Source organism: Streptomyces sp. NPDC046716 (genome assembly GCF_040645755.1).
Classification (GTDB): Bacteria; Actinomycetota; Actinomycetes; order Streptomycetales; family Streptomycetaceae; genus Streptomyces.
The window spans coordinates 23,830-50,266 of sequence record NZ_JBEYYU010000019.1; the positions used below are offsets into that span (position 1 = coordinate 23,830).

The 26,437-nt window shown below is 72.3% G+C and carries 20 protein-coding genes; 11 read left to right on the top strand and 9 right to left on the bottom strand.

Annotated features, from left to right (window positions below; genetic code table 11):
* Nucleotides 1-2: 2 nt before the first annotated feature.
* From ABZ930_RS16620 to ABZ930_RS16630, 3 genes are all read left to right on the top strand, one after another.
* The gene (locus ABZ930_RS16620; protein WP_361548027.1) at nt 3-2,402 is read left to right on the top strand and encodes a molybdopterin cofactor-binding domain-containing protein; all 2,400 of its coding nucleotides are present in this window, start codon (nt 3-5) and stop codon (nt 2,400-2,402) included.
* Nucleotides 2,403-2,558: 156 nt separating this feature from the next.
* Nucleotides 2,559-4,010: an NCS2 family permease gene (locus ABZ930_RS16625; protein WP_361548030.1), complete on the top strand. Its 1,452-nt coding sequence runs from the start codon at nt 2,559-2,561 to the stop codon at nt 4,008-4,010.
* Nucleotides 4,011-4,053: 43 nt separating this feature from the next.
* Nucleotides 4,054-5,202 (top strand): XdhC/CoxI family protein, encoded by a 1,149-nt coding sequence (locus ABZ930_RS16630; RefSeq protein WP_361548033.1) that lies wholly within the window; start codon nt 4,054-4,056, stop codon nt 5,200-5,202.
* Here ABZ930_RS16630 and eccCb read toward each other — a convergent pair.
* Nucleotides 5,160-9,422: a type VII secretion protein EccCb gene (gene eccCb, locus ABZ930_RS16635; protein WP_361548036.1), complete on the bottom strand. Its 4,263-nt coding sequence runs from the start codon at nt 9,420-9,422 to the stop codon at nt 5,160-5,162. The genes ABZ930_RS16630 and eccCb overlap by 43 nt on opposite strands.
* 25 nt (nt 9,423-9,447) lie before the next feature.
* The gene (locus ABZ930_RS16640) at nt 9,448-9,882 is read right to left on the bottom strand and encodes a hypothetical protein (RefSeq protein WP_361548039.1); all 435 of its coding nucleotides are present in this window, start codon (nt 9,880-9,882) and stop codon (nt 9,448-9,450) included.
* A 223-nt stretch (nt 9,883-10,105) separates the two neighbouring features.
* Here ABZ930_RS16640 and ABZ930_RS16645 point away from each other — a divergent pair, with 223 nt between their 5' ends.
* Nucleotides 10,106-11,293 carry a glycoside hydrolase family 6 protein gene (locus ABZ930_RS16645; RefSeq protein WP_361548042.1) on the top strand — a complete coding sequence of 396 codons (1,188 nt, stop codon included), beginning with the start codon at nt 10,106-10,108 and terminating at the stop codon, nt 11,291-11,293.
* 27 nt (nt 11,294-11,320) lie between these two features.
* Here the strand turns inward: ABZ930_RS16645 and ABZ930_RS16650 are convergent, their stop codons facing one another.
* From ABZ930_RS16650 to ABZ930_RS16660, 3 genes are all read right to left on the bottom strand, one after another.
* The gene (locus ABZ930_RS16650; RefSeq protein WP_361548045.1) at nt 11,321-11,755 is read right to left on the bottom strand and encodes an SRPBCC family protein; all 435 of its coding nucleotides are present in this window, start codon (nt 11,753-11,755) and stop codon (nt 11,321-11,323) included.
* A 26-nt stretch (nt 11,756-11,781) separates the two neighbouring features.
* Complete coding sequence (locus ABZ930_RS16655; RefSeq protein WP_361548242.1) at nt 11,782-12,546, bottom strand: polysaccharide deacetylase family protein; 765 nt, start codon at nt 12,544-12,546, stop codon at nt 11,782-11,784.
* 98 nt (nt 12,547-12,644) lie between these two features.
* On the bottom strand, nt 12,645-15,701 hold the full coding sequence (locus tag ABZ930_RS16660) for a glycoside hydrolase family 3 N-terminal domain-containing protein (protein ID WP_361548050.1): 3,057 nt from the start codon (nt 15,699-15,701) through the stop codon (nt 12,645-12,647).
* A 267-nt stretch (nt 15,702-15,968) separates the two neighbouring features.
* Between ABZ930_RS16660 and ABZ930_RS16665 the strand changes: the two genes are divergently transcribed.
* The 4 genes from ABZ930_RS16665 (at nt 15,969) to ABZ930_RS16680 (ending at nt 19,014) form a co-directional block, all read left to right on the top strand.
* Nucleotides 15,969-17,708: a hypothetical protein gene (locus ABZ930_RS16665; RefSeq protein ID WP_361548053.1), complete on the top strand. Its 1,740-nt coding sequence runs from the start codon at nt 15,969-15,971 to the stop codon at nt 17,706-17,708.
* A 91-nt stretch (nt 17,709-17,799) separates the two neighbouring features.
* Nucleotides 17,800-18,300, top strand: a complete 501-nt coding sequence (gene crcB, locus ABZ930_RS16670; RefSeq protein WP_361548056.1) for a fluoride efflux transporter CrcB — start codon at nt 17,800-17,802, stop codon at nt 18,298-18,300.
* Nucleotides 18,297-18,671 (top strand): fluoride efflux transporter CrcB, encoded by a 375-nt coding sequence (gene crcB, locus ABZ930_RS16675; RefSeq protein ID WP_361548059.1) that lies wholly within the window; start codon nt 18,297-18,299, stop codon nt 18,669-18,671. Before crcB (ABZ930_RS16670) ends, crcB (ABZ930_RS16675) begins: the two co-directional genes overlap by 4 nt.
* Before the next feature lie 157 nt (nt 18,672-18,828).
* Nucleotides 18,829-19,014 carry a hypothetical protein gene (locus tag ABZ930_RS16680; RefSeq protein WP_361548062.1) on the top strand — a complete coding sequence of 62 codons (186 nt, stop codon included), beginning with the start codon at nt 18,829-18,831 and terminating at the stop codon, nt 19,012-19,014.
* Between the two features lie 6 nt (nt 19,015-19,020).
* On the opposite strand, the gene ABZ930_RS16685 is transcribed toward ABZ930_RS16680, so the two are convergent.
* Together ABZ930_RS16685 and ABZ930_RS16690 are read right to left on the bottom strand one after the other, a co-directional pair.
* On the bottom strand, nt 19,021-20,052 hold the full coding sequence (locus ABZ930_RS16685; RefSeq protein ID WP_361548065.1) for a hypothetical protein: 1,032 nt from the start codon (nt 20,050-20,052) through the stop codon (nt 19,021-19,023).
* Nucleotides 20,053-20,160: 108 nt separating this feature from the next.
* On the bottom strand, nt 20,161-20,904 hold the full coding sequence (locus ABZ930_RS16690) for a DUF4097 family beta strand repeat-containing protein (RefSeq protein ID WP_361548068.1): 744 nt from the start codon (nt 20,902-20,904) through the stop codon (nt 20,161-20,163).
* Between the two features lie 66 nt (nt 20,905-20,970).
* Here ABZ930_RS16690 and ABZ930_RS16695 point away from each other — a divergent pair, with 66 nt between their 5' ends.
* Nucleotides 20,971-21,519 carry a DoxX family protein gene (locus ABZ930_RS16695; RefSeq protein ID WP_361548071.1) on the top strand — a complete coding sequence of 183 codons (549 nt, stop codon included), beginning with the start codon at nt 20,971-20,973 and terminating at the stop codon, nt 21,517-21,519.
* Here ABZ930_RS16695 and ABZ930_RS16700 read toward each other — a convergent pair.
* Together ABZ930_RS16700 and ABZ930_RS16705 are read right to left on the bottom strand one after the other, a co-directional pair.
* Nucleotides 21,509-22,432 (bottom strand): aldo/keto reductase, encoded by a 924-nt coding sequence (locus tag ABZ930_RS16700; RefSeq protein WP_361548074.1) that lies wholly within the window; start codon nt 22,430-22,432, stop codon nt 21,509-21,511. The two genes, ABZ930_RS16695 and ABZ930_RS16700, sit on opposite strands and share 11 nt — an antisense overlap.
* Complete coding sequence (locus tag ABZ930_RS16705; RefSeq protein WP_361548077.1) at nt 22,429-24,351, bottom strand: hypothetical protein; 1,923 nt, start codon at nt 24,349-24,351, stop codon at nt 22,429-22,431. Before ABZ930_RS16705 ends, ABZ930_RS16700 begins: the two co-directional genes overlap by 4 nt.
* A gap of 116 nt (nt 24,352-24,467) precedes the next feature.
* On the opposite strand from ABZ930_RS16705, the gene ABZ930_RS16710 reads away from it, so the two are divergent.
* Together ABZ930_RS16710 and ABZ930_RS16715 are read left to right on the top strand one after the other, a co-directional pair.
* Complete coding sequence (locus tag ABZ930_RS16710) at nt 24,468-25,295, top strand: amidohydrolase family protein (protein WP_361548080.1); 828 nt, start codon at nt 24,468-24,470, stop codon at nt 25,293-25,295.
* Nucleotides 25,296-25,386: 91 nt separating this feature from the next.
* Nucleotides 25,387-26,373, top strand: coding sequence for an acetylxylan esterase (locus ABZ930_RS16715; RefSeq protein WP_361548083.1), 987 nt, complete (start codon nt 25,387-25,389; stop codon nt 26,371-26,373).
* Nucleotides 26,374-26,437: the final 64 nt, after the last annotated feature.

The window sequence follows — 26,437 nt, forward strand, 5'->3', positions numbered from 1 at the left end:
ACATGGCTGACACCCGCACCACCGGTATCCCCTTCGACGTCACGCAGGGCGCCCCCACCAAGGGCGGCATCGGCGAGTCCACGCTCCGCCCCGACGGCACCCTCAAGGTCACCGGCGAGTTCGCGTACTCGTCCGACATGTGGCACGAGGACATGCTGTGGGGCCAGATCCTGCGCTCCCCGGTCGCGCACGCCGAGATCGTCTCCATCGACACCGGCGAGGCGCTCGCGACCCCCGGCGTCTACGCGGTCCTCACCTACGACGACCTGCCGACCGACGTGAAGACGTACGGCCTGGAGTTCAAGGACACCCCCGTCCTCGCGCACGGCAAGGTCCGCCACCACGGCGAGCCCGTCGCCCTCGTCGCCGCCGACCACCCGGAGACGGCCCGCCGGGCCGCCGCCAAGATCAAGGTCGACTACCGCGAACTGCCCGTCATCACCGACGAGGCGTCCGCGACCGCGCCGGACGCGATCCTCGTCCACGAGGGCCGCGACGACCACCACGCCGGGCACGTCCCGCACCAGAACATCGTGCACCGCCAGCCGATCGTCCGCGGAGACGCCGACAAGGCCGCGCTCCGCGCCGACCACATCGTCACGGGCGACTACTACTTCGGCATGCAGGACCAGGCGTTCCTCGGCCCCGAGTCGGGCCTCGCCGTGCCGTCCGAGGACGGCGGCGTCGACCTGTACGTGGCCACCCAGTGGCTGCACTCCGACCTCGGGCAGATCGCGCCCGTGCTCGGCCTGCCCGAGGACAAGGTGCGCATGACGCTGGCCGGCGTCGGCGGCGCGTTCGGCGGCCGCGAGGACCTGTCGATGCAGATCCACGCCTGCCTGCTCGCCCTGCGCACCAACAAGCCCGTCAAGATCGTCTACAACCGGTTCGAGTCCTTCTTCGGGCACGTCCACCGCCACCCCGCCAAGCTCCACTACGAGCACGGTGTGACGAAGGACGGCAGGATCACGCACATGAAGTGCCGGATCGTGCTCGACGGCGGCGCCTACGCCTCGGCCTCCCCGGCGGTCGTCGGCAACGCGTCGTCGCTGAGCGTCGGCCCGTACGTCATCGACGACGTCGACATCGAGGCGATCGCGCTCTACTCCAACAACCCGCCCTGCGGCGCCATGCGCGGCTTCGGCGCGGTCCAGGCGTGCTTCGCGTACGAGGCGCAGATGGACAAGCTCGCCGACGTCATCGGCATGGACCGGGTCGCGTTCCGCCAGCTCAACGCCATGGAGCAGGGCACCATCATGCCGACCGGGCAGCCGGTCGACTCGCCCGCGCCGGTCGCCGAACTGCTGCGCCGCGTCAAGGCGATGCCGCTGCCCATGGAGCGCCAGTGGGAGTCCAGCGAGGGCGCCGACGTGCGTCAGCTGCCGGGCGGCCTGTCCAACACCACGCACGGCGAGGGCGTCGTCCGCGGCATCGGCTACGCGGTCGGCATCAAGAACGTCGGCTTCTCCGAGGGCTTCGACGACTACTCCACCGCCAAGGTGCGCATGGAGGTGGTCGGCGGCGAGGCCGTCGCCACCGTCCACACCGCCATGGCGGAGGTCGGCCAGGGCGGCATCACCGTCCACGCGCAGATCGCCCGCACCGAGCTGGGCGTCGCCCAGGTCACCATCCACCCCGCCGACACCCAGGTCGGCTCGGCCGGCTCGACGTCCGCCTCCCGGCAGACGTACGTCACCGGCGGCGCCGTCAAGAACGCCTGCGAGCTGGTGCGCGAGAAGGTCCTGGAGATCGGCCGCCGCAAGCTGGGCACCTACCACCCGGCGTGGGCGACGGCCGAACTCCTCCTGGAGGGCGGCAAGGTCGTCACCGACGGCGGCGAGGTCCTGGCCGACCTGACCGACGTACTGGAGGGCGAGGCCGTCGAGGTCGAGGAGGAGTGGCGCCACCGGCCCACCGAGGCCTTCGACCTGCGCACCGGCCAGGGCAACGGGCACGTGCAGTACTCGTTCGCCGCGCACCGCGCCGTCGTCGAGGTCGACACCGAGCTCGGCCTGGTCAAGGTCATCGAACTGGCCTGCGCCCAGGACGTCGGCAAGGCGCTCAACCCGCTGTCCGTCGTCGGCCAGATCCAGGGCGGCACCCTCCAGGGCATGGGCATCGCGGTGATGGAGGAGATCGTCGTCGACCCCAAGACCGCGAAGGTGCGCAACCCGTCCTTCACGGACTACCTGCTCCCCACGATCCTCGACACGCCGACCATCCCGGTCGACGTGCTCGAACTCGCCGACGAGCACGCCCCGTACGGGCTGCGCGGCATCGGCGAGGCACCGACCCTGTCGTCCACCCCGGCCGTCCTCGCGGCGATCCGGAACGCGACGGGCCTGCAACTCGACCGGACTCCGGTCCGGCCCGAGCACCTGACGGGCACGGCCACGGCCTAGCCCCGTCCCTCACGGGGTGCCGGTCCAGGCACCGGCACCCCGTCCCCCCCCCACCTTGCGCCTCGGGCCGTCCCCCGGGTCGTGCAGCCATCCCAAAACCCGCGCTCCGTCGTGATGTTCGCGGGTGCCCCTTTGAACCTTGGGAAACGAGGCACCATGACCCAGCAGTCCGTGGAGCCGAAGACCGCCGCGGAGGACGCGGGCGCGGGTTCGCGTCCGCCCGCCGGCCGGTCTTGGCTCGACCGTTACTTCCACATCTCCGAGCGAGGATCGACGTTCGCGCGCGAAGTGCGCGGCGGCATCACCACCTTCATGGCGATGTGTTACATCCTGCTGCTCAACCCGCTGCTGCTCGGCGGCCCCGACGTGGACGGCAACAAGCTCAGCCACGCCGGACTGATCACGGCCACCGCGCTCGCCGCCGCCGTCTGCACCCTCCTGATGGGCTTCGTCGGCAAGGTCCCGCTCGCCCTCGCCGCGGGCCTGTCCGTCTCCGGCGTCCTCGCCACGCAGGTGGCACCCAACATGACGTGGCCGCAGGCCATGGGCATGTGCGTGCTGTACGGCGTCGTGATCGTGCTGCTCGTCGTCACCGGGCTCCGCGAGATCATCATGAACGCGATACCGCTGGCGCTCAAGCACGGCATCACCATCGGCATCGGCATGTTCATCGCCCTGATCGGCCTGGTCAACGCCGGGTTCGTCGGCAAGGGCAACCCCGTCACCCTGGGCACCGGCGGTCAGCTCTCCGGCTGGCCCGTGCTGCTCTTCAGCGTCACCCTGCTGCTCATCTTCATGCTCCAGGCGCGCAACATCCCCGGCGCGATCCTGATCGGCATCGTCGTCGGCACCATCCTCGCCGTCATCGTCAACGCGGTCTTCGACCTCAGCCCCAAGGTCTGGGGCGGCAGCCCGCCCGCCCTGTCCGGCAGCGCCGTCTCCATGCCCGACTTCGGGCTCTTCGGCCACGTCGAGTTCGGCGGCTGGGGCTCCATCGGCGGCATGACCGTCGGCATGATCGTCTTCACCCTCGTGCTCGCCGGCTTCTTCGACGCGATGGCCACCATCATCGGCGTCGGCACCGAGGCGGGGCTGGCCGACGACAAGGGCCGGATGCCGGGCCTGTCCAAGGCGCTGTTCATCGACGGCGCGGGCGGCGCGATCGGCGGTGTCGCCGGCGCCTCCGGCCAGACCGTCTTCATCGAGTCCGCGACCGGCGTCGGCGAGGGCGCCCGCACGGGCCTGTCCTCGGTGGTCACCGGCCTGTTCTTCGCCCTCGGCCTGTTCTTCACGCCGCTCGCGCAGATCGTGCCCGGCCAGGTGGCCGCCGCCGCGCTCGTCGTCATCGGCGCGATGATGATGCAGAACGCCCGGCACGTGGACTGGTCCGACCGGGCCGTGGCGGTGCCGGTGTTCCTCACCGTCGCCCTGATGCCGTTCACCTACTCGATCACGGCGGGCGTCGGCGCGGGCGTCATCTCGTACACCGCGATCAAGGCCGCGCAGGGGAAGTTCCGCGAGATCGGCGCCTTCATGTGGGTGCTGACCCTCGTCTTCCTCGTCTACTTCGGCCTGCACCCCATCGAGAGCTGGCTGGGCGTCAAGTAGCGCCCGCCCTCCACCCATTGCGTATCCGTGAGGAGACCGAGACATGCTGGACATCGCCGAAGAGCTCGACCGGTGGGTCGAGCAGGGACGCGACTTCGCCGTGGCCACCGTGGTGGCCGTCGGCGGCAGCGCGCCCCGGCAACCGGGAGCGGCGCTCGCCGTCGACAGCGAGGGCACCGCGATCGGCTCGGTCTCCGGCGGCTGCGTGGAAGGAGCGGTCTACGAACTGTGCCGACAGGCGCTGGAGGACGGCGAACCCGTCCTCGAACGCTTCGGCTACAGCGACGACGACGCGTTCGCCGTGGGGCTCACCTGCGGCGGCGTGATCGACATCCTCGTCACCCCGGTACGCGCCTGTGACCGGGCCCTGCGCGAGGTGCTCGGGTCCGCGCTCGCCGCCGCCGCACGGGGGACGGCGGCGGCGCTCGCCCGGATCGTGTCGGGCCCCGCCGAGCTGATGGGCCGGGCGCTGCTCGTGCGGCCCGACGGCTCGTACGAGGGCGGGTTCGGGGCCCACCCCGAGCTCGACCGCACCGTGGCGGCGGAGGCGGCCGCGCAGCTCGACGCCGGGCGCACCGCCACCCTGGAGATCGGTGAGCAGGGCTCGCGCTGCGGAGCACCGCTCACCCTGCTCATCGAGTCGTCCGTCCCCGCACCCCGCATGATCGTGTTCGGCGCGATCGACTTCGCGTCGGCGCTGGTACGGATGGGCAAGTTCCTCGGCTACCGCGTCACCGTGTGCGACGCCCGGCCCGTCTTCGCGACGGCCGCGCGGTTCCCCGACGCCGACGAGATCGTCGTCGAGTGGCCGCACAAATACCTGGCACGGACCGAGGTCGACGGCCGCACCGTGCTGTGCGTCCTCACCCACGACGCCAAGTTCGACGTCCCGCTGCTGCAACTCGCGCTGCGGCTCCCCGTCGCCTACGTCGGGGCGATGGGCTCCCGCCGCACCCACCTGGCCCGCAACGAGCGCCTGCGCGACGTCGGCGTCGGCGAACTCGAACTGGCCCGCCTGCGCTCACCCATCGGCCTCGACCTCGGCGCCCGCACCCCGGAGGAGGTGGCGGTCTCCATCGCCTCGGAGATCGTGGCCGGCCGACGCGGCGGCAGCGGCGTCTCCCTGACCGGGGCGCACACGCCGATCCATCACGAGGCGGGGGCGACGGTGCGGATCGGGTCGGTGGCCTGAGGGGGTTCGGGCGGGTCGTAGGCCAGTTGGACGCGGCGGTGGGTGTGCCGGGAGGAGAACAGGGTGCCACGGCCGGGGGGTTCCTGGCGGGGTTTGATCGAGCCGAGCACATCGCCCTCCGCCCGGTCCCCGGAGAGGACGACGCCCTGTGCGTCCAGGTCCCTCACCTGTCGCAGGAAGGGCTCGTAGAGGGCCTGTGCGGCGCCCCCGGTACGCCGGGTCAGGATCACTCGCAGGCCCACCTCCCGTGCGTAGGGGAGGAGTTCGAGCAGGGGCGTCAGCGGGTTGCCCGACGCGGTGGCGACCAGGTCGTAGTTGTCCACCAGCAGGTACACGAGCGGCCCCTTGTACCAGTTGCGCTTGCGCATCTCCGCTGTCGGCACGTCAGGTCCCGGCACACGCATGGTGAGATTGACGGTCAGATCCTTGGCCAATTTGGCCATGTGGGGCATCGACAGCCCGTAGCCCAGCACACTCTCGTCGGGGAACGCGTCGAGCAGAGTACGTCGGTAGTCGACGACCACCAACTGCGCTTCCTTGGGTGTGAACCGCCCTGTGACCTGCCGTCCGATCATCCGCAGCAACGAAGTCTTCCCGGAACCCGGTTCGCCGAAGGCGAGGAACAGCGGGCTCTTCTCGAAGTCGACGTCCACCGGGTCGAGGCTGGACTCGTCGAGACCGATCCGCAGCACTTCGCCGGGCGCCTCGCCGAGCGGCGGCAGTTCGGCAGGGGAGAGCAGCGAGGGGAGCATGCGGACCGGGGGAGCGGGAGGTACGTCTCCCCACCGGCGGATCACCTCGGCCGTCAGGTCGTCCAGGGCCTCGCCCGAACCGGCCGTCCGGCCGACCCTGTCGAGACGCGGCAGCGCGGTGAGCACGTGGTACCGGTCCGACGACAGCCCGTGTCCCGGGGCCTGCTCGGGGACGAGCGAGGCGCGCCTGCGGTCCAGATACGAGTCGACGGGATCGGTCAGGCGCAATTCGACGACCTGGTCGAACTGTTCGTGCAGGCCCAGCCGTACGTTGGTGTGGCGGCTCGTGGTCACGACGAGATGCACGCCGGAGCGACGGCCGTGACGTGCGATGCTCTCCAGAGTCGGCTCCAGCGACTCGTACTCGGCGCGCAGGGTGCTGATCCCGTCGACGACGAGGAAGACGTCCCCCCACCTGTCGTCCGGATCCGGGTCCGTCGCGTGCCTGCGGGCCCATTCCTCGCGCCGCCGCATGATCCCGCTGACCTCGGCGACAGTGCGCTGCACCCGGTCCCCGTCGGTGCGCGCCGCGACGCCGCCGACGTGCGGCAGTCGGTCCAGGTCCGCCAGCCCGCCGTCCAGATCGAGGAGGTAGAACTGGACGGTGCTCGGCGGGTGTAGGAGGGCGAAACCACAGACGAGTGTCGTCAACAGGGTGGTCTTCCCCGATCCGGGACGTCCGGCGACCAGAAGGTGCCCGCCCTCCCCCGAGAAGTCGAGAGTCCACACATCGCGGCGGTGCTCCAACGGCTTGTCGGCCAGCCCGACCGGGACCTTCAGGGTGTCGGCGAACGAGTGGCCCTGAGCCGTCAACAGGCTTTCGAGCGTGGGGGGTTCGTGCAGCGGCGGAAGAATCACCTGATACGCGGACGGACGTTCGTCGGCGAGGCGGTGGGCCACCACGTCGAGAACCGAGTCGGGTCCCGGCTCGTGCGGAGCCGAGGCGTAGGCCGCCTGGAAGCGCCGTAGGAAGTCGGTGCCCCACTGGAGATAGCCGACACCCGGGTCGCGGGGCAGCCGGTGCGCGTCGGTCACGCCGATCGCGATCCGCGACTCCTCGGGCGTGGCGGTGCGCAGTGCGATCCTGAACGCCAGGTGCGTGGTGAGGCCGCGTAGCACTCCGTCCGGCAGACGGCGCGCGCCGAGCAGCAGATGCACTCCGAGGGCGCGCCCCAGGCGGCCGATCTGGACGAACACCTCCATGAGGTCCGGCTTCGCCTCCAGGAGCGTGACGAAGTCCTCGACGACGACGAACAGGTTCGGCACCGGCGCGACCCAGGGATCGGCCGCGTCAGCTTCGTGGTGCGCGTACGCGAACGTGTGGCGGCCCGAGCGCAACAGATCTTGACGCCGCCGGATCTCCCCGGTCACGGCCTGGATGAGGCGGTCCAGCTGTCCGGGGCCCGCCGGCCCCGGGTCGACGTCGACCGTGGCGGAGACGTGCGGCAACGTGGTCAGTCCGTCGAACGTGTGGCTACCACCGGCCGCCACCAGGAGGAAGTTGAGCTCCCCGGGCGTGTGGTGCAGCGCGAACGACAGGACGAGCGTCCGCAGCAGCTCGGACTTGCCGGAGCCCGCCCCGCCGACGATCAGACCGTGCTGCCCCATGCCGCCGGCACCCGGGTCGCCCACGGACAGCGTGAGCGGCTTGTCAGTGTCGTAGAAGCGGCCCAGCGGCGCGTCGAGTCCCTGGACGCCGGCGCGCAGGGTGTCCAGGTCCAGGCCGCGCAGATCCTCGTCCAGGCCGAGCACCTGCGCGAACGACACCCAAGGGCGCCGACGGCTGCGCGGGGAACCGGTCGGCAGTGTCTGCCACGCGGTGCGCACCCGCTGCGTGGTGTCGGCGAGGGAACGACGAGCCGCCACGTCACCGGTGACCTCGTCGAGCCGCGGCACCGCCACCCGGAAGCGGCGGCGCCGCGCCAGCGCCCAGCCGGTGCCCACGCTCGCCGCGAGCGTGGGGTCGACGGACGACTCCAGCGGGTCGTCGAGGGCCAGTTCCACCCGGGTGCCGAGCAGGCCGAGCAGATCGGGCGAGAAGTCGCTCCAGCGGCGGGTGGCGGCGACCAGGTGGATGCCGTAGTTCAGGCCGGTGTTGGCGAGCCGGTGCAACCGGTCGTTGAACCAGCTCAACTCCCAGCAGAAGTCCATCCAGCCGTCGACCACCACGAACAGATCACCGTGACCGTCACCCGCCAGCTCACCCTCGGCCCGCAGCGTGCGGAACGCCTCCACCGAGTCGATGTCATGGTCGAGGAACAGCCTGCGCCGTGTGGTGATGACGTCGAGCACTCCGCCCAACGCCTTCTCCAGGCCATCCCGTTCGTCCGGTGAGACGACTGTTCGCACATGCGGCAGCCCCCGCAGCACCCCCAACCGATTGACGGCCCCCTCGAACAGCACGAACTCCACTTCGTCCGGACTGTGCGTCAGCGCGAGGGACAGCACGAGCGAGCGCAACAGGGTCGTCTTGCCGCTGCCCAGCTTGCCGACCGCGGCCAGATTGCCCTCGCGGCCCGCCAGGTCGAGGCACATCGCCTCCCCGCCCGCCGCGTGCTCCAGCCGGCCCACGGGCACCATCAGCCGGGACGAGCCCTCCCAGGCGTCGCAGACGAAACCCCGGTCCGTGGTCTCGACCGGCGGGGGGAGCAGCTCGCCCAGCAGCAGTTCGTGAGCGGCGGCGGCCCGGCCCGCGGGGCCGGCCGAGATGTCCTTGTCCGGTGCGTAGGCGAGGGGGACCGTGCCCTCGTACTGACCCGACTTGGTCGGGGTCTGCTCTGGGCCCGCCTGGTTGACCACCGTGTCGTGGACGTACTGGTACAGCTCGTCGGGCGTGATGATCCCGTCGTGGTCCTGGTCGGCCAGTCCCGTGCTCAGCGCCTCGATCACGGCGGCCGTGAAGCGCGTCGCCGACGTGGAGTTGTCGAGGGTCAGCTGCTGGTCACCGTCGTACGCGTACTCCAGGGCCGTCGACGCCGTGATCACGAAGGTGCCTCGGCCGCCGAGCGCCGCGCCCACGTCGACCGGCGCGTGCGACATCGGCGCGCCCCGGTGGAAGAGGCCGCTGTAGCAGCAGTCGAGCAGGACGACCTTGGTCCCGGCCTGGCAGTCGTCGAGGTGTTCGTGCAGGAAGCGGGCCGGGATCGCGGTGGTGCCCGGGCGGGCGAGGCGGGTGCCGAGCGTCGCGAAGTACAGGCGGTCCATCTCGGTGCGGACACCGTGGCAGGACAGATAGAGCAGGACCAGATCGTCCGGCGACCGGTCCGCGAGCAACTCCTCGACGGCGGCCTCGATCTCCGCCTTCGGCCGGTTCAGGAGCGTGCGTACGTGGTCGTAGCGGCCGATCGCCGGGTCCTGGAGCAGCGCCTGCAGATCGGTGGCACCCCGCGCCGGGGCCCGCAGCCGGCTGAGTCCGGGGTCGTCGTACCCGTCCGTCGCGATCAGCAGCGCGATGCGGCGCCCCGCCATCGAAGTCCCCCGCCCGGTCCGTCGCCTAGTCCGTGCTGTCCGGCGCGCCGGACCCGGCGGGGTCCGTACCGCTCGGTGCGCCGCCCGCCGCCCCGGCCGCGATCCGCGCCGTGACCGCCTCCACCAGGGCGTGCTGATCCTTCGCGGACAGGGCGGTGAAGGTGCCCTTGTCGCCGCCGAACTCCCATTCCACGGCACGGGCCTTGCCGCGGTTCACATACGCCACCACGACGGTGCTGACGGCCTTGAGGGCCGCCGCCGAGAAGGCCCCGCTGAGCACCAGGACCGCGAGATCGTGTCCCACGCCCGCCATCGAGCCAGCCGGAGCCGCGGCCGACGCGCGCTCGACGCGCAGCACACCGAGGCCCCGCAGATCCTGGAAGAGGGACCGTACGTGCCGGTCCAGCTGAGCCGCGGGCAGCCCGCCCTCGACGTCGACGCGCAACCGGAGTTCGTCCACGGCTCCTCCTTGAGACCTGGCGGATCTGGTCCGGGCGACCGCTCCGGCCCTCCCGGGTGATCGTATCCGGAGCCTGCCGTGAAAGAGGAGCGGCATGTGACAACAAGAGCCTCGTGCAGCGTACTTGACGCCGCCCGGCACGCCCAGGACCCTCGTGTGGGAGCGCTCCCGCACGTCCCCCCGAACGTCTTTCCGTGACCGCTGAGGACCCAGGAGTCAACCCGTGCGAGAACCCTTCAGACGCGCCCTCCACCGTGGCGCGACGGCCGTGGCGGCCCTCTCCGTCGTGCTGTCCGGGCTGCTGGCCGGCGGCCCCGCCGTCGCCGCCGACACGGCGCGGCCCGGCGCCCGTCTCTACACCCCCGAACCCAACCCCGACGCCGTGCGCCAGGCCCGCGACCTGGTCAGGGCCGGGCAGTACAAGGACGCCGCCGGCCTCGCGGCCATGCTCGCCACCCCGCAGGCGGTCTGGCTGGACGGCCGCAGCCCGGCCGAGGTGGAACGGCTCGTCCGGGACGTGACGAAGGACGCCGCCCGCGCCGGGGCCGTCCCGGTCCTCGCGCTGTACGACGTCCCGGGCCGGGACTGCGCCAACTACTCGGCGGGCGGCGCGGCGAACACCGCCGAGTACCGGGCCTGGATCGACGCCGTCGCGCGCGGCATCGGCTCCCGGGACGCCATGGTGGTCCTAGAACCCGACTCGCTCGCCCTGCTGCCCGCCGACTGCGGCCAGGACGACGCCGAGGGCACCCTGACCGCCGCACGGTACGCCGAAGTCGGCTACGCCGTCGACACGTTGGAGCCGCTGCGCGGGACCCGCGTCTATCTCGACACCGGGCACCCGGGCTGGCACTCCGTCGGCTCCATCGTGCCGAGGCTCGTCAAGGGCGGAGTCACCCGCGCCTCCGGCTTCTTCACCAACGTCTCGAACTACCACACGGACGACGCCAACTCCTGGTACGGGAAGCTGATCTCGTCGTGCCTCGCCTACGTCGACGGGGGCGGGGACGCCGCCGAGTGTCCGGACCAGTGGTGGCCGCGGGCCGACGCGCAGAGCTGGCTCGACGCCCACGTGCACGTCCCGGCGTCGCGGATGGCGCACTTCGTGACCGACTCCAGCCGCAACGGGCAGGGGCCGTGGACCGCACCGGCGGGCAAGTACGCCGACGCGCAGGAGTGGTGCAACCCGCCCGGCCGCGGCCTGGGCGCCCGGCCGACCCTGCGGACCGGTGATCCGCTTCAGGACGCCCGTCTGTGGATCAAGACGCCGGGCGAGTCCGACGGGCTGTGCCTGCGCGGCACGGACGGCCCCGAGGACCCCGAGCGCGGCACGGTCGACCCGGACGCGGGGGACTGGTTCCCGCAGCAGGCCCTGGAACTCGTACGGAACGCCCGGCCGCCGCTGCTGTGAGGGACGGCGGGGCTGCGGCCCGCGCGGTCAGCCGCCGTGCCGCAGCAGCCCGTCCACTGCCCGCCCGAACATCCACCGCCCCGCGGTCCTCAGCACCGGATCCGCCAGGCTCGGGAGCCCCCACACCGCCAGTTCCTCGCGCCACTCCACCCGGGACCCGCCCCCGTCGAGCGCCCGGACCTCGAACTCGGCCCAGCCGGTGACGACGCGGCCGCGTTTCTCCAGGCGGCAGCGGTGCGGGGGCTGCCAGTCGACGACCTCCATCGGGTCGTCGAAGCCGAGCCGGCGGGCGGCGCCGGTGCGGGCGGTGAACACGGTGCCCGCGCCCGTCGGCGGCGGGGTGCTCACGGTGACCCGGGTCAGGGGCACGACGTCGCCGTGCCGCTCCCAGTCGGTCAGCCGGAGCCAGGCCTCGGCGGGGCTGAGCGGGGTCTCGCGGACGATCCTGATCTGGGCGGTCATGCCGCGATGCTAGGGCGTGCGGGGCGTCAGGGCTTGTAGATCTTGCCCGGTTCGGCCTTGCCCGGTGCCAGCAGCTGGGGGACCGTCACGAAGACGTAGCCCTTCGCCTTGAGCCGGTCGATGATGGCGGGCACCGCGGGCACGGTGTTCTTGTAGATGTCGTGCAGCAGGATGATCGAGTCCCGGTGCGTCTGCGTCACGGCCCGCTCGGTGATCGTCTTCGACGGCGGCAGCGTGTAGTCCTTCGTGGTCACGTCCCACAGGACCTGCGCCAGCCCCTCCTCCTTGGCCAGCTCGCTCACATGGTCGTTGGTGCGGCCCTGCGGCGGGCGCATCAGCGTGGGGCGCTTGCCGGTGATCTTCTCCACCGCGTCGTCGGTGCGCTTGAACTCGGCGCGGATCGCGGCGTCGTCGAGGTCCGTGAGGATCTTGTGGTCCCAGGTGTGGCTGGCGAGTTCGTGTCCCTCGCGCGCCATCCGCTCGACCAGCTCGGGGTGCTTGGCGATGTGGTTCTTGCCGAGCAGGAAGAAGGTGGCCGGGACCCGCTTCTCCTTGAGGATGTCCAGCAGCCGGGGGCTGTTCTCGCTCGGGCCCGCGTCGAAGGTGAGCGCGACGCACTTGGCCCGGCGGCAGTCGACCGTGCCGAACGCCGACGCCGGCTTCGCGTCCTGGGCACGGGCGGCGCTCGGCTTGGACGTGTCGTACTTCGTGCAGCCGCTCAGGCCGAGGGAAAGGGCTCCGGCGGCGGCGATGGCCGCCGCCGCACGGAACCCTTTCCGTATTTTCATCATCTTTTCATGTGCAGCAGGCATGGCGTGCACTATACACACAGGTTGTACACTCGGTGTATAGCTGTTTGAGCTGCTGTTTTATCGTCAGGTGACCTGCCTCATGTCGCCTTGTAGGCGGTGATCAGCTTGGCCAGCGCGCCCGCGTAGTCACCGCTCAGCGACAGATGGTCGGCGTCCGCGAACGGCTTGGCCCACGCCTCCCGCACCGAGCCGCCCGCCTTCTCCTGGACGATCAGCCGCGCCGCGGTCACGAGCGTCCGTCCGGCCTTCGCGTCGCGCACGTGCCGCGCCGTGCCCGCGAGCGCCTTGAGGGTGCGCTCGCCCCCGGCCCGCGCCGTGGCGTGCGTGGTCAGCCCGTAGCCGTAGGGGAACTGCGGATCGTACGAGGCGTCGCCCACGTTGATCGGCAGCTGGGACTCCGACTTCGGCCAGGTGACCGGGAGCTGACCGGTGAAGGGCTTCCTGCCGTAGAGCACGTCGGCGACGCCGTCGCCCTCCGTGCCGGGCAGCCAGGACGCCACGAGCCCGTCGATCTCGCCGAGCCGGTCGCCGATGAGCTGCGGCCGTCCGGAGACCACGAGCACCACGCACTTCATCGCGCCGCACACCGTGTCGACGGCTGCCTTGTCGGCGGCGGTCAGCTCCAGGTCGTTGCCGTTGCCGACATCGCCCATGCCCTCCGCGTACGGGGTCTCGCCGACCACGACCACGCCCACGTCGTAGCCGTCCGTCGGCGCCGAGGCGTCCTTCGAGTACGAGACGGTCGCGCCCGGAGCGGCCTTCCGCATCGCCTGGAGAACGGTCGTCCCGTCGGTGATCTTCCCGGACGAGCCCTGCCAGGTGATGGTCCAGCCGCCGGTCTGGTTGCCGATGTCGTCGGCGTTGGACCCGGCGACGTACACCTTCTGCGACTTCTTCAGCGGCAGCACGTTCCCGTCGTTCTTCAGGAGCACCTGCGACTCGGCCGCCGCCTGCCGGGCGACGGCGCGGTGCGCGGCGCTGCCGATCCGGTCGGCGTTCGACGTGTCGGCGTACGGGTGCTCGAACAGGCCGAGCTTGAACTTCTGGGTCAGGATGCGCGAGACCGCGTCGTCGATCCGCTTCCCGGTGACGTTGCCCGCCTCGACCTCGCCGACCAGGTCGTCACGGAACTCCTTGTAGGAGTACGGCGCCATGACCATGTCGACGCCCGCGTTGACCGACGTCCGCACGTCGCTCTTGTAGTCGCCCGGGATCTGGTCGATGCCGTTGTAGTCGCTGATGACGAAGCCCTCGAAGCCCAGCTTGTCCTTCAGCTCGCCATTGATCATCTTGGCGTCGGCGTGCATCTTGACCGGGCCCTCGCCGTCGCCGATGACGTCGAGCGACGAGTACGACGGCATCACCGTGCCGACACCGCGCTTCACGGCGTCGCCGAACGGCGCGAGATGCACCGCCTCCAGCTCCTGCCGGGTCACGGTCGTGACGCCCTGGTCGATCGTGTACGAGCCCGTGGTCGACGAGCCGTACGCGGTGCCGCCGTCGCCGACGAAGTGCTTGGCGGTGGCCAGGACCTTGTCGTCGCGGTCCAGGTCGCCGCCGTCGGCGCGGCCCTGGAAGCCCTGGATCATCGTCTCCATCTTCTTCACGAGCGCAGGGTCCTCGCCGAACGACTCGTAGGAGCGGCCCCAGCGCTCGTCGCGCGTGACGCACAGGCAGGGCGCGAAGTCCCACGGGACACCGGTCGCGCGCACCTCGGACGCGGTCACCGCGCCGGTCCTCTCGGCGAGCGCGGCGTCGCGCGACGCGCCGATGCCGATGTTGTGCGGCATGACCGTGGCGCCGGTCAGGTTGTTGTGCCCGTGCACCGCGTCCACGCCGTAGATCAGCGGGATCTGGAACCGGGTCGCCTGCGCCCGCAGCTGGAAGCCGTCGATCATCTTCGCCCAGGCGGCCGCCGTGTTCGGCGTCGGCGTCGAACCGCCGCCGGAGAGCAGCGAACCCAGGTCGTACGCGGACACGTCGCCGCCGCTGCCCACACCGCCGCGCTCGGCCTGCGTCATCTGGCCGGCCTTCTCCGCGAGGGACATCCGGGAGACGAGGTCGGCGACCCGCTTCTTGATCGGCAGCTTGGCGTCGAGGTAGGGCAGACCGTGCGCGTCGACGACCACCTGCGGTGTCTCGGCGGGCGCCTTGGCGCCGGTCACGGTGAGCTTCAGCGGGATCGTCTCGGCGTTCTCCGCCTTGTCCCGGTCCTTCGCCGTGGCGACCGTGACGGTGCGCGTCGCGCCGGAGGCGGTGCCCGCGGGGAAGGTGACCTTGCCGCTGACCGGGGTGTAGTCCTTGCCCGCCGTCGCGGTGCCGCCGTCGGTGGCGTACGCGACGGTGACCTCGTCCGCGACCGGGACGTTGCCCGTGGTCGTCACGGACAGCTTCACCTTCGCCGAGCCGCCCTCCTTCACCGGGTACACGGCGGCGTCCGTGGTCACCGCCGCCCGCAGCGCCGGATCGGCCGCGCCGTACAACTCCACGTCGTCCATGGCGAACTGCGACTTCGAGCCGGTGGGCAGCGTGACCGAGTAGCCCCACATCTTGTCGAGGCCCAGGACCTGGTCGATGCCGCCGACCGGCTGGTAGTCGGTGCGGTACGCGAACTGCGTGAACGGCAGCTCGACCTGCTTCCACCCGGAGAAGTCGTCGGTGAACTGCGTGTTCCACAGTTCGGACGCCTCGCCGTGCGCGCCGCCGTCCTTGATCTCGAAGGTGAGTTTGCGGCCGGAGTCGTCCCCGTACCACCAGAAGCGGATGCCGCGGTGCGCCGACCAGTCGTGGGCGGGCTGATCGGCGGCGAAGTCATGGCTGAACCCGCCGTAGCCGCTGATGTCGTACGACCCCTCGAGCACCTTGGCGCCCTCGGGTGCGTCCGCGCGCTCCTTCAGCTCCAGCTTCGGCGGATCGTCCGAATCGCCGCCCCAGGTGAAGATGCCCTCGGCGGGCTGGCCGGCGAAGGGCACCTCGCCCTCGAAGCGGTCGACCGGCACGGGGGCCGGATCGTCCGCGGACGCGGCCGGTCCCGCGGTGGTCAGGGGCAGCAGTCCCGCGGCGAGCGCGGAGACGGCCAGCAGAACCGCCTGTCTTCTTCTGCTGTTCCGGTGCAGGGGTGTGACGTGACGCAAGATTCCCTCCCAATGGTCCCGATACGGGTGCTGGTGGTGCGTCTGGTGCGTCTGGCGTGCCTGGTGCGTCGCTGTGTGCCCGAGCGTCTTAATTCAAGAGTTGAGTTAATGGGGGCGGCGTGAGGGCGTCAAGCCGTCGGAAAGTAAAGGCAGTTGGGAACGATCGGCCCCCCGAACCCGATTGACAGGCCCGGCATCGCCCCGGATCGTTGCAGCGGGGCTGTGACACCTGACGGTTGGGGGACCGCGATGAGGTGGCCGGGGGACATGTCCGGGAATGCGGAGCGCGAGAGCGGAACGGGCGGCGGCGGGAGCGGGGGAGGCGGCGGGTTCGGGCCGCCGCCGCAGATGCCGCCACCGGGTGCGCCCGCGCCCGCATCGGTGCCGCCCATGCCGCCGGGTCCGCCGGGTCCGCCGGGTCCGCCTGGGCTGCCGGGTCAGCCGGTGCCGCCGGACTTCGGGCCCACGCAGGTGCTGCGGTTCGGGCCGCCGCCTCCGCCCGAGGCGCCGCCGGGGCCCGCCGATCCCGTCCGCGCCGTCGCCGCCGGGCTGCTCAACCTCTCGGGGCTCGGCCTCGGTTACGCGCTGCTGCGGCACTGGGCGCTCACCGCGCTCTGCCTCGCGGCGACCGCCGCGCTGCTGGTCGTCGCGCTGCCCGCGGACCCCGACGGCGTGCCCGCCTGGGCGGTCGCCGGATACCTCGTCCTGCTGCTGGCAGCGGCGGCGGACGGTGCCCGAAGAGGCCTGCGCGCGCCGTCGACCGCCGTACGGGTCAGACCCGTCGCGGCTCTCGTGCTCGGTGTGCTGCTGCTCGCCGTGCCCGCGGGCGGCGCGGTCGGGTACGGGGCGCTGCGCGACGACGCCGTGGAGGCCATGCTGCTCGACCGGCTGGAGCGGACCGACGCCCTCGTCGAGCGGACCGCCGGCGAGGACTTCGCGCAGGCCCGCCCCGACTACCGCACCGCCCTCGGCCGCTACCACGACCTCGCCGAGAACCACCCCGGCTCCCGGGCCGCGAAGCAGGTCCACGACAGCCTCGTCGTGTACTACCGCACGGTCGCCGCGCCCTACGCCGACCACGACCACTGCGCGGCCGTCGCGCCGCTCGCCTATCTGCGGGACGTGCCCCGGTCCATCGACCGCTCCGTCCTCGGCGACCTGGCCGGCTGGCCCGACACGCGGCTGGCCGCCTCGCTGCTCGCCTGCGGCACCGGCAAGCTGGGCTCGGGCGAGAGCGACGGGCAGGGCGGCGAACTCGGCCAACTCCTGCGCACGTTCCCGGAGTCGAAGCAGGCCGCCGGGGTCGAACCCGCTCTGCACGACGCCGTCGAGCGGCGCGCCGGGCAACTCGACGGCGCCGAACCCTGTCGCGCCACCGACGCGCTGCGCCGGATCGGCGACACCGCGAAGGAACTGCCCGCGCCCGCCCCCGCCCATCTGCGCGGCGACGTCGACAGGGCGGTGCGCGACGGTGAGTACGCCTGCGGCATCGACCAGTTCGCGGACAAGAAGTTCGGTTCGGCGCGCACGACGCTGAGCGACTTCGCGGGCACCTACAAGAGCGACAAGCGGCGCGGTCGGGCCCAGCAGGTCGCGATCGCCGCCGAGATCGCGGAGGAGCGGCCCTCGGCGGGGCTCCGGCTGCCGCCCGCGCACTCCCCGGGCGGCTCCCGCATGGAGCTGGTGATCAGCAACGACGGCCCGGACCCCGTCGAGGTCCTGTACACCGGCCCGGTCACCGGGCGCGTCACCATCGCCGGCTGCGGCTCCTGCCGGACGTACGCCACCGAGACGGCCGGGCGCAGCAAGGCGTGCCACGCGAGCGGCAAGTCCTACCCGCACACCACGCTCCGGCTGCCCGCGGGCTCGTACCACTTCCTGCACAAGCCCGGCGGCGCCTCCCGCACGGCGAACAGCCGCGCCGCGGGCGGCACCATCGCACCCGGATACACCTACACCCAGTGCAGTTACGTGGTGGGCGGCGGGGGGCTGGGCCAAGGTCTGTGACGGCGGGCGGTACGCCGGGCCGGAGGAGCACCGGGGAGATCGCCGGGATAGGCTCGGACGTCCCCAGCCCGTGAAGAAGGCCCGCACCTCCATGCCGAACGAGCCCGTAGAGACGGCCCAGGCCGCCCCCGCCGGACCCGCCGTCCGGCCCGCCGCGCCCTGGCGGGAACAGGCACCGGTGATCGGGGTGGTGGCGGCCGGCGGCGCCATCGGCGCCTGCGCCCGGTACGGCGCCGCGCTCCTGTGGCCCACGGCGAGCGGCGCCTTCCCGTGGACGACCCTGTGGGTGAACGTGATCGGCTGCGCCGTGATGGGGATCCTCATGGTCCTCGTCACGGAGGTGCGGCCCGTGCACCGCCTGGTCCGCCCGTTCTTCGGCACCGGCGTCCTCGGCGGCTTCACCACCTTCTCGACGTACGCCGTGGACATCAGGACCCTGACCGACGGCGACGAGGCGCGCACCGCGCTCGGCTATCTGGCCCTGACCCTGTGCATCGCCCTCGCGGCGGTCTGGACGACGACGCACCTGACCCGCCGCGTCGTCGCCGGCGTCCGGCGGACCGGCGGGCGCGAGGACGGGGGAGCGGCGTGAACTGGCTCCTGGTGATCGCGGGCGCCGTGGTCGGCGCCCCGCTGCGCTATCTCACCGACCGCACGGTGCAGGCCCGGCACGACACGGTGTTCCCCTGGGGCACGTTCGCCGTGAACGTCGTCGGCTCGCTCGTCCTCGGCCTGCTCACCGGCGCGGTCATGGCCGGCGCGGCCTCCGCGCACCTCCAGCTCCTCATCGGCACGGGCTTCTGCGGCGCGCTGACGACGTACTCCACGTTCTCCTACGAGACTTTGCGGCTCGCGGAGACGGGCATGCGCTTCTACGCGCTGGCCAACGTGGTCGGCAGCGTCCTGGGCGGCCTCGGCTCCGCGCTCGTCGGCGCGACCCTGGCCCAGGCGATCTGGAACTGAGCGGGCGGCCCCGAGCGCTCCATTCACCCGAGCGGCCGCCGTGGCCCTGCCGGTCGGCGCCGCCCCGGGTCTACTGCTGGAGGCGGCCGCCCTCAGGACACGGACACGGGCCCGCCGTACCGACACGTACAGGGACGAGGTGGCCGTGGTGGCCCTGATGGCAGCCCCGACCGTGCCCCTCTGGGCGCGGGACCCCGACGACTCCGAGGACCCCGACGATTCCGACTACGCGGACGACGGCGACGACTTCGAGGACGACGCCGCCGAGGCCGAGGACCCCGAGGACTCCGACGACCTCGTCGACGACGAGGACCGCGACGACTTCGGGGCCTTCAGCGGCTGAGCGGGTTCAGGACCGGGTCGCGGTGTCGCAGGTCCCGTCCCCGCCCTCGGAACCGTCCAGCGGCTCGCTGCGGTCGTAGGGGTCGACGGACTCGCCGCCACCGGCCGAGTGGGCTTCGAAGTCGGGGTCGAGATAGCCCGTGTTCGTGTCGCAGCCGGCGTTGGTCGCGTACTCGAAGAAGCTGCGCAGCGAGAAGGTCTCCGGGCCCGAGCCGCGCGCCGGGCGCTCCCAGGCGACCGTGACGTCGCGGCGCACGATGGTGCGCGTCACGTCCTGGCCGTTCCCGTCCGCACTGGTCACCGGGTACACGAACGTGACGTCGGTGTGCACCTCCAGGCCGCCGCCCTCGGCCGCCTCGTACGTCATCGTGCCCCGGACCTTGACGACGTCGCCGACGAGCCGCGCCTTGTCCGGGTCGAAGCGGCTGAACAGCAGCGTCGGGTCGTTCTTCGCCCCGGGGTCCGTGAACGCCTTCGCCAGAAACGTCCGCATGTCGTCCTGGCGCGGATCGATGTACGCGATCGCCTTCGCGGGGTGCGCACCGCGCAGCACGTCCGGGGCGAGGTTGGCCGCGACGAAGAAGTCCCGCGTCCGCTCCAGCGCCCGCGCCACCTGGGTCCTGCTCATCCCGCCGGTGGCGGCCGCCTCGGGCAGGTCGAGCCCGGCCGCGCCGTCCGCCCAGGTGGCGGCGGGCGACCCCCGGAACGGCTCCGCCGGGGTGGCGCGGGTGGGGGCGGTCGGATCGTCTTCGCCGCCGAACCAGCCGCTGACCGGACCCGGGCGGACCACCGCGACGACGACCAGCGCGAGCGCGGCCAGCAGCCCGATCACGTACCAGTGCTTGCGCCGCCGCGGCGGCCGGTGCTCCCGCCAGCCCGCGGGCGGGCCCGGCTCCTCCCGCAGCCGACGCGTCACCATGCGGGCCCGCGCCGACGGTTCCTTGGGCGCGTCCGGCACCCCCTCCGCCGACTCCCGCTGGAATCGCTCCCATTCCTCGTCCGAGACGGACGAACCGCCCTGTTCCCCACCCGTGATCACGTTCCGTGCTCCTGACCGTCGCGGCGCGGGACCTGCCCCTCCCCAGGGTGGCCCCGCTCGTTGTCGGCGCATGATTGCACAGGGCACGGACAGCCGGGGTGCGAGACGTCAGTCGCGCCGGGCCCGCACGTCCCCGTTCACGGTGGACAGGGTCAACGTCCGGTCGGCGGCGGCGCCTTCGGCGGGCACGGAGACGAAGGGACGCCCGTTGTCCGTCGTGGCGGTGGTCCGGTAGGCGGGGGCGTCGTGCGGCAGGACCGCGGACGCCGTGCCGTTGACCGTGGTGGCCGACAGACGCCGGGGCGCGTCGGCGCAGCCGAGGACGACGTCGCCGTTCACCGTCTCGGCGGCCAGGGAGCGGGCCCGTACGCCGGTCGCGCGGACGGAGCCGTTGCGGGTGGTGAGGCGTACCGCCGCGCCGTCGGCGCCCGCGTCGGCCACGGTCACATCGCCGTTGACGGTCGTCAGGTCCAGGGCGCCGGGGACGCCCGCGGCGTCGATGCCGGCGTTGCGGGCGACGACGGTGACCGCCGTGTCGTCCGGTACGGCGACCCGCGGCATCCGGGGGCACTGCCCCGTGCCCTTGCAGGTCAGGTCCAGGACCCAGGTGTGGTCGCGGTGCGACCAGCGGTGGTCGACACCGTCGTCGACCGTGACCCGGTCGCCGTCTGTGGGACGCAGCCGCAGCCCGTTCTCCGTGGTGACCACGAGGCGGTCACCGGACGACGCGAGCGCCGCGGCACCCGCCGCGGGGGAGGAGTCGGACGAGGGGGAGTCGCCGCCGCACCCCACGAGCACGGAGGCCAGCGCGAGCCCGGCGGCTCCGGACGCCACTGCCGTCACGGTTCTCATGGCCGCCGAGTGCCCCGCCCGGCGATCGTCATGCGTGTCCTGCCCGCACCCGGGAACGCGGACTCCATGGCTGTACTCAGGAAATTCGCCCGTCCGATGCTCGCCTCCGTCTTCATCACCGGAGGGCTCTCCACCGTCCGCGACCCCGGGCGCGTGGCCCCGGCCGCCGAACCGGTCGCCACACCCGTGGCCTCCCGGGTGCCGCGACTGCCGGACGACCCGGAGCAGCTCGTCCGGCTGAACGGTGCGGTGCACATCGGCGCGGGACTGCTGCTCGCCACCGGGATCGCGCCGCGTGTCGCCGCGCTCGCCCTCGCGGGCTCGCTCGTCCCGACGACCCTGGCCGGGCACGCCTGGTGGAAGGAGAAGGACCCCGAGCGGCGGCGGCAGCAGCGCACCCACTTCGTGAAGAACGTGTCGCTCATCGGCGGGCTGCTGATCACGGCGGCCGACACCCACGGCAAACCGTCCATGGCCTACCGCGCCCGCGGCGCCGCGACCACCGGCCGCAAGCAGGCGGCGAAGGCCCGGCGCGAGACCACGCACACGGTGCGGGACGCGGCCGACGCCGTCCGCGCCCTGCCCGACCGTGCCCGGCAGACCGTCACCGGCTGAGCAACTGCCGCGGTACGAAGCCCTCGTCCGCGAGCCGCCGCCACAGCGCGTCGGGGACCGGGAAGCGGGCCGCCGCGGCGTTCGCCGTCACCTCGGCCGCCGAACGGCAGCCGACGACGACGGAGCCGACGGCCGGATGCAGATACGGGAACTGGATCGCGGCCGCGGGCAGCGGCACGCCGAACTCCGCGCACAGGGCCCGGCACCGCCGGGCCCTGTCCAGCGTTTCCGCAGGCACCGGACGGTAGTTGAACATGGCGTCGGGTGACGGGTCGGCCAGCAGGCCGGTGTTGAAGACGCCGCCGACCACCACCGCCGTACCGGTCCTGGCGCACAGCGGCAGCAGCGTGTCCAGCGCCTCGTGGTCCAGGAGCGAGAAGCGGCCCGCGATCAGCACGACGTCGACCTCGAACTCGTCGACATAAGCGGCGAGTTGCTTGCTGTGGTTCATGCCGAAGCCGATCGCGCGGATCAGTCCCTCGTCCCGCAGCCGGCGCACCGCGGGATAGGCGGTGCGCCGGATCTCGTCCGGATAGTGGTCGGGGTCGTGGAGATAGAGGATGTCGACGCTGTCCCGGCCCAGTCGGGTCAGGCTCGACTCCAGGGACTCCCGGATGCCGCGCTCCGTCCAGTCCGTGACCACCTCGCCCGGCGAGCCGTCCGGCTTCGGGCGCAGCAGCCAGCCGGTCTTCGTCGAGATCACCGGGTCGTCGATCCCGGCCGGACCGAGCAGCCGGCCGAGGCGGCGCTCGGCCTGGCCGTGGCCGTAGCGGGGCGCCGTGTCGAAGTACCTGATCCCGGCCTCGGCCGCGGCCTCGACGGTGGCCTCCGCGGAGACCTCCTCGAAGAGCCCGCCGAGGGGCGCGGTGCCGATCCCGAGGCGGGGCAGCGCGAACGGCAGTCGGTCTGTCATGCGGTCCCCCAGGGCGAGGCGATCGCCGCGCGCCGGGCGCGCAGCGTCATGGTCAGGGTCAGCCGCAGCCGGGTGCGGCCGTGCAGGGCGACGCGGACGTACGGTCCGTCGGCCGGCTGCTCGGGGCCGTCGTCCGCGCGGACGGCGGTGATCCGGTGCTCGGCGAACGAGCCCGCCTGCACCAGGAGCGAGCGCGCCGCGTCGCCGAGGTTCACCAGCTCCACCACCGTGTGCTCCGGACGGATGTCGGACACGAGGGCCGCCACGTCGCGCGGGAGGCCGGGGCGCCGGGCCTCGGCGTCGTGGTAGCGGACGTGCAGCTGGGCGAGGCCGCCGTTGTAGAGGACCTGCGGGGAGCCGGTCGTCAGCTGCAGCAGGGCCTCCGTGACCACCGGGTTGAGGTGCTGCCAGTGGTGGATGTCCAGGACGTCCGGGCCGACCGCCGGGTCCACGGTGTCGCCCTCGATCGCGGAGACCCGCTCCGCGCAGCTCGCGAGCGCGCTGTTGAGCATCCGCTCGGGGAAGTCCGGATTGCGCCCGTGCAGGAACTCGTACCAGGGCTCCTCGTGCCCGGCCTCGTCCTTGATCCGCTGGGTGTGCACGGCCGTCCAGTCCCACGCGGCCCCGGCGCGCAGCTCCTCGATCCGGTCCTGATCGGCCTGCTCGCGGCTGAAGTGCCAGAGCGTGAGCGGGAGTTGGCCCGGCATGACGGTGAAGTCGAACCAGCCGGAGTCGTTGTGCCGCTGCGGCACCATCAGCGTCCGCTCGGCGTCCATCGCCCGCAGATGCGGTTCCCAGCGCTCCCCGAGGGTGCCCATCCCGTCCGCGCCACGCCGTTCCGCGTGCCGCAGCACCGCGTCGAGGGGGTTGCGGGCGAGCTCCAGATAGCCGCGGTCGCCGGTCAGCAGCGTGGCGTTGGCGGCGCCGATGATGGACGAACTGCCCACGGGGGACAGGCCGTGCGGCCACGACCAGCCGTAGTGCCCGCCGTACCAGCGGCCGTCCAGATAAGCGCCCACCTCGCCGTCGAGCCCCGCGTTGTCGGGGACGACCTCGCGTCCCGCGAGGCGCTCCTGCCAGACGCCGACGTACTCGGCGACCCAGTCCGCGTAGGCCTGCTCACCGCTGAGCAGATACGCGTTCGTCGCGAGACCCGTCGCCCCCAGGTTCACCAGGGTGTCGCCGCGCCCCATCCGGTCCCACATCGCCCGGCCGTAGGCGCGGGCCAGCTCCGGGGACCCGGCCAGCTGCTCGAAGGAGGAGACGCCGTCGAACCCGTCCAGCGGCAGCCCGTACGGGTGCAGGGCCAGGCTCCACGGGAAGTACGGCTCCTCGTCGCTGAACCCGAACCGGGGTCCTGCCGCGCCGTTGTGCGGGGCGCGCAGCACCCGGTGCTCCGGGTCGTAGTTCGGGCCTCCCGGAAGGTAGACGTCGGCGAACCGCCGTGCCAGCGAGCGCAGTTCGGCGTCGTCCGGGTCCGCCAGGCACAGACCGTAGAAGAGCAGCAGGCCCTCGCCCTGGTGGAACCAGTCGTAACCGCGCTCCAGGCCGTCGACGAGCATGCCCATCTCGGTGAGCTGCGCGCTCACCCCCTGCCAGTGCCGGCGCGCCGCGGTCAGCAGTTCGGCGCTGCCGCCCAGCACGTACAGCGTCGGCCAGTTGAAGAACGGCTCGTAGAAGTCGTCGACGCCGTCCCGGCCGTCCATGCCCTCGCCGAGCCTGCCGCGGAAGACGAGTCGTCCGTCTGCTTCGGTGTAGCGGTCGGCGAAGAGCCGCCACGCCTTCTCCTGTGTCGCGAACAACTCCCTCTCCAGCAGCGCCCATCGGGGCGTCTCGGTGAGGGGCAGGCGGGCGTTCAGCGAAGGCCCGTGGGCCTCGCCGCCTGCCCGTGTGCCGCCGGTCGGCTCAGACCTGAGCATGGGGAACACCCGCTCCTTCGTCGCATGCGGATTGCCGTATTGAACAATCGCCCATCGATAGCCGATGGTTAGAGTCACCGGCGGGGAGCCGACGTGTCAATACTCGGGAGCGGACCGTGATCGACTGCCATGCCCATCTGTGGGACCCGGACCGGGGGTTCGGCTGGATCCGGCCCGACAGCCCGCACCACCGGGCCTACGACGAGGCGGACTTGGCCCGCTCCGGCACCGGGGCCGACGGGCTGACCGGCACGGTCCTCGTCGAGGCCGCGCGCGGCGACACGGGCGAGACGGGCGCCCTGCGCGCGCTGCGGCTGCGCCGCCCGGACCTGGTCGCGGGATACGTGGGCAATCTCCACGCGCACGGCGAGGAGGGCCCGGACCGCTTCCGGGAGCTGCTGACGGAGTGGGGCGGCACGGCGCCCAACGGCATGCGGCTGGGCGGCGGTTCACTGTCGGACGTCCCCGAGACCGCCCGGGCGCTGATCCCCGTCCTGGACGCGTCCGGCCTGGTCCTCGAAGTGAATCTGCACCACGGGGCACTGGCCTCCGCCGCCGGGATCGCGGAGCGGCACCCCGGGCTCACCCTCGTCGTCGACCACCTCGGCAACCCGCCGAACCTGGTCGACGGCGACCCGGGGGAGTGGCGCCGCGACCTGGAGCGGGCGGCGGCCGTGCCGAACGTGCTGGTGAAGATCTCCGGCCTGCTGACCCAGCAGCACGGCGTCGCCCCCGAGCGCGTCGCCGACCTCGTGCGGCGGGTGGTCGACGCGCTGGGCCCCGACCGCTGTCTCGTCGGCTCCGACTGGCCGATCTGCCTGCCACGCGGCTCCCGCGCCGGATCACTGGCCCTGTCCCGCGCGGGACTTGACCGCCTGACGGCCGAAGAGCGCGAGCGCGTGCTGCACGGCAACGCCGTCCGGGCGTACCGGCTGAGCTGTTGACAGTGCTCGAACGCCCCTGATTCGATTCTCTCGATGATCGATAGGCGATGACCGATCCACGATCCGGCCCCGACCTCAGCGGAGATGCCCCATGGCCCAGTTCGACCTGCCCCTGGACGAGTTGGAGAGATACCGCCCCGAGCTGCCCGAGCCGGCCGACCTCGACGCCTTCTGGCGGGAGACGCTCGCCGAGCAGGAGCCGTTCGGCATCGACGCGACGTTCACGCCGGTCCACAACGGGCTCGCGACGATCGACACCTTCGACGTGACCTTCGCAGGCTACGGCGGGCACCCCGTGCGCGGCTGGTTCCAGCTGCCGGTCACCCGCACGGGGCCGCTCCCGGTCGTCGTCGAGTACCTGGGCTACGGCAGCGGCCGGGGCGCCCCGCACGAGAAGCGGCTGTGGGCCGACGCCGGGTACGCGCACTTCGTCATGGACACCCGCGGCCAGGGCGCCGACACCCCCGACCCCGACCCGGCCACCGGCGACACCGCCGCGCCCGGCTTCCTCACCCGCGGCGTCCTCGACCCGCGGCGCTACTTCTACCGGCGGCTGTACACGGACGCCGTGCGCGCCGTCGCCGCCGCCCGCTCGCACCCGGCCGTCGACCCGGCCCGCACCGTGGTCACCGGCACCAGCCAGGGCGGCGGCATCGCGCTCGCCGCGGCCGGCCTCGTCCCCGATCTGGTGGCGGTGATGCCGGACGTGCCGTTCCTGTGCCACTTCCCGCGGGCCACGACGATCACCGACGCGGTCCCGTACGTCGAGGTCGCCAAGTTCGTGAAACTGCACCGCGAGCACGCCGCCACCGTCGCCCGTACCCTGTCCTACTTCGACGGCGCCTCACTGGCCCGCCGGGCGAGTGCGCCGACACTGTTCTCGGTCGGCCTGATGGACCACATATGCCCGCCCTCCACCGTGTACGCGGCGTTCAACCACTACGGTGCCGAGCGGGGCGTGGACCAGGCCGACAAGCGGATCGAGGTCTACCCCTTCAACGACCACGAGGGCGGCGGCCCCGACCACGAGGTCGTCAAACTGGCCTGGCTGGCCAAGCAGTTGGAAAGCTCGATGTGACTCCATCGATAGACGATGGGCGCGTACGATGGTCCCCATACCCGGATACCCGCACAGCCGCATA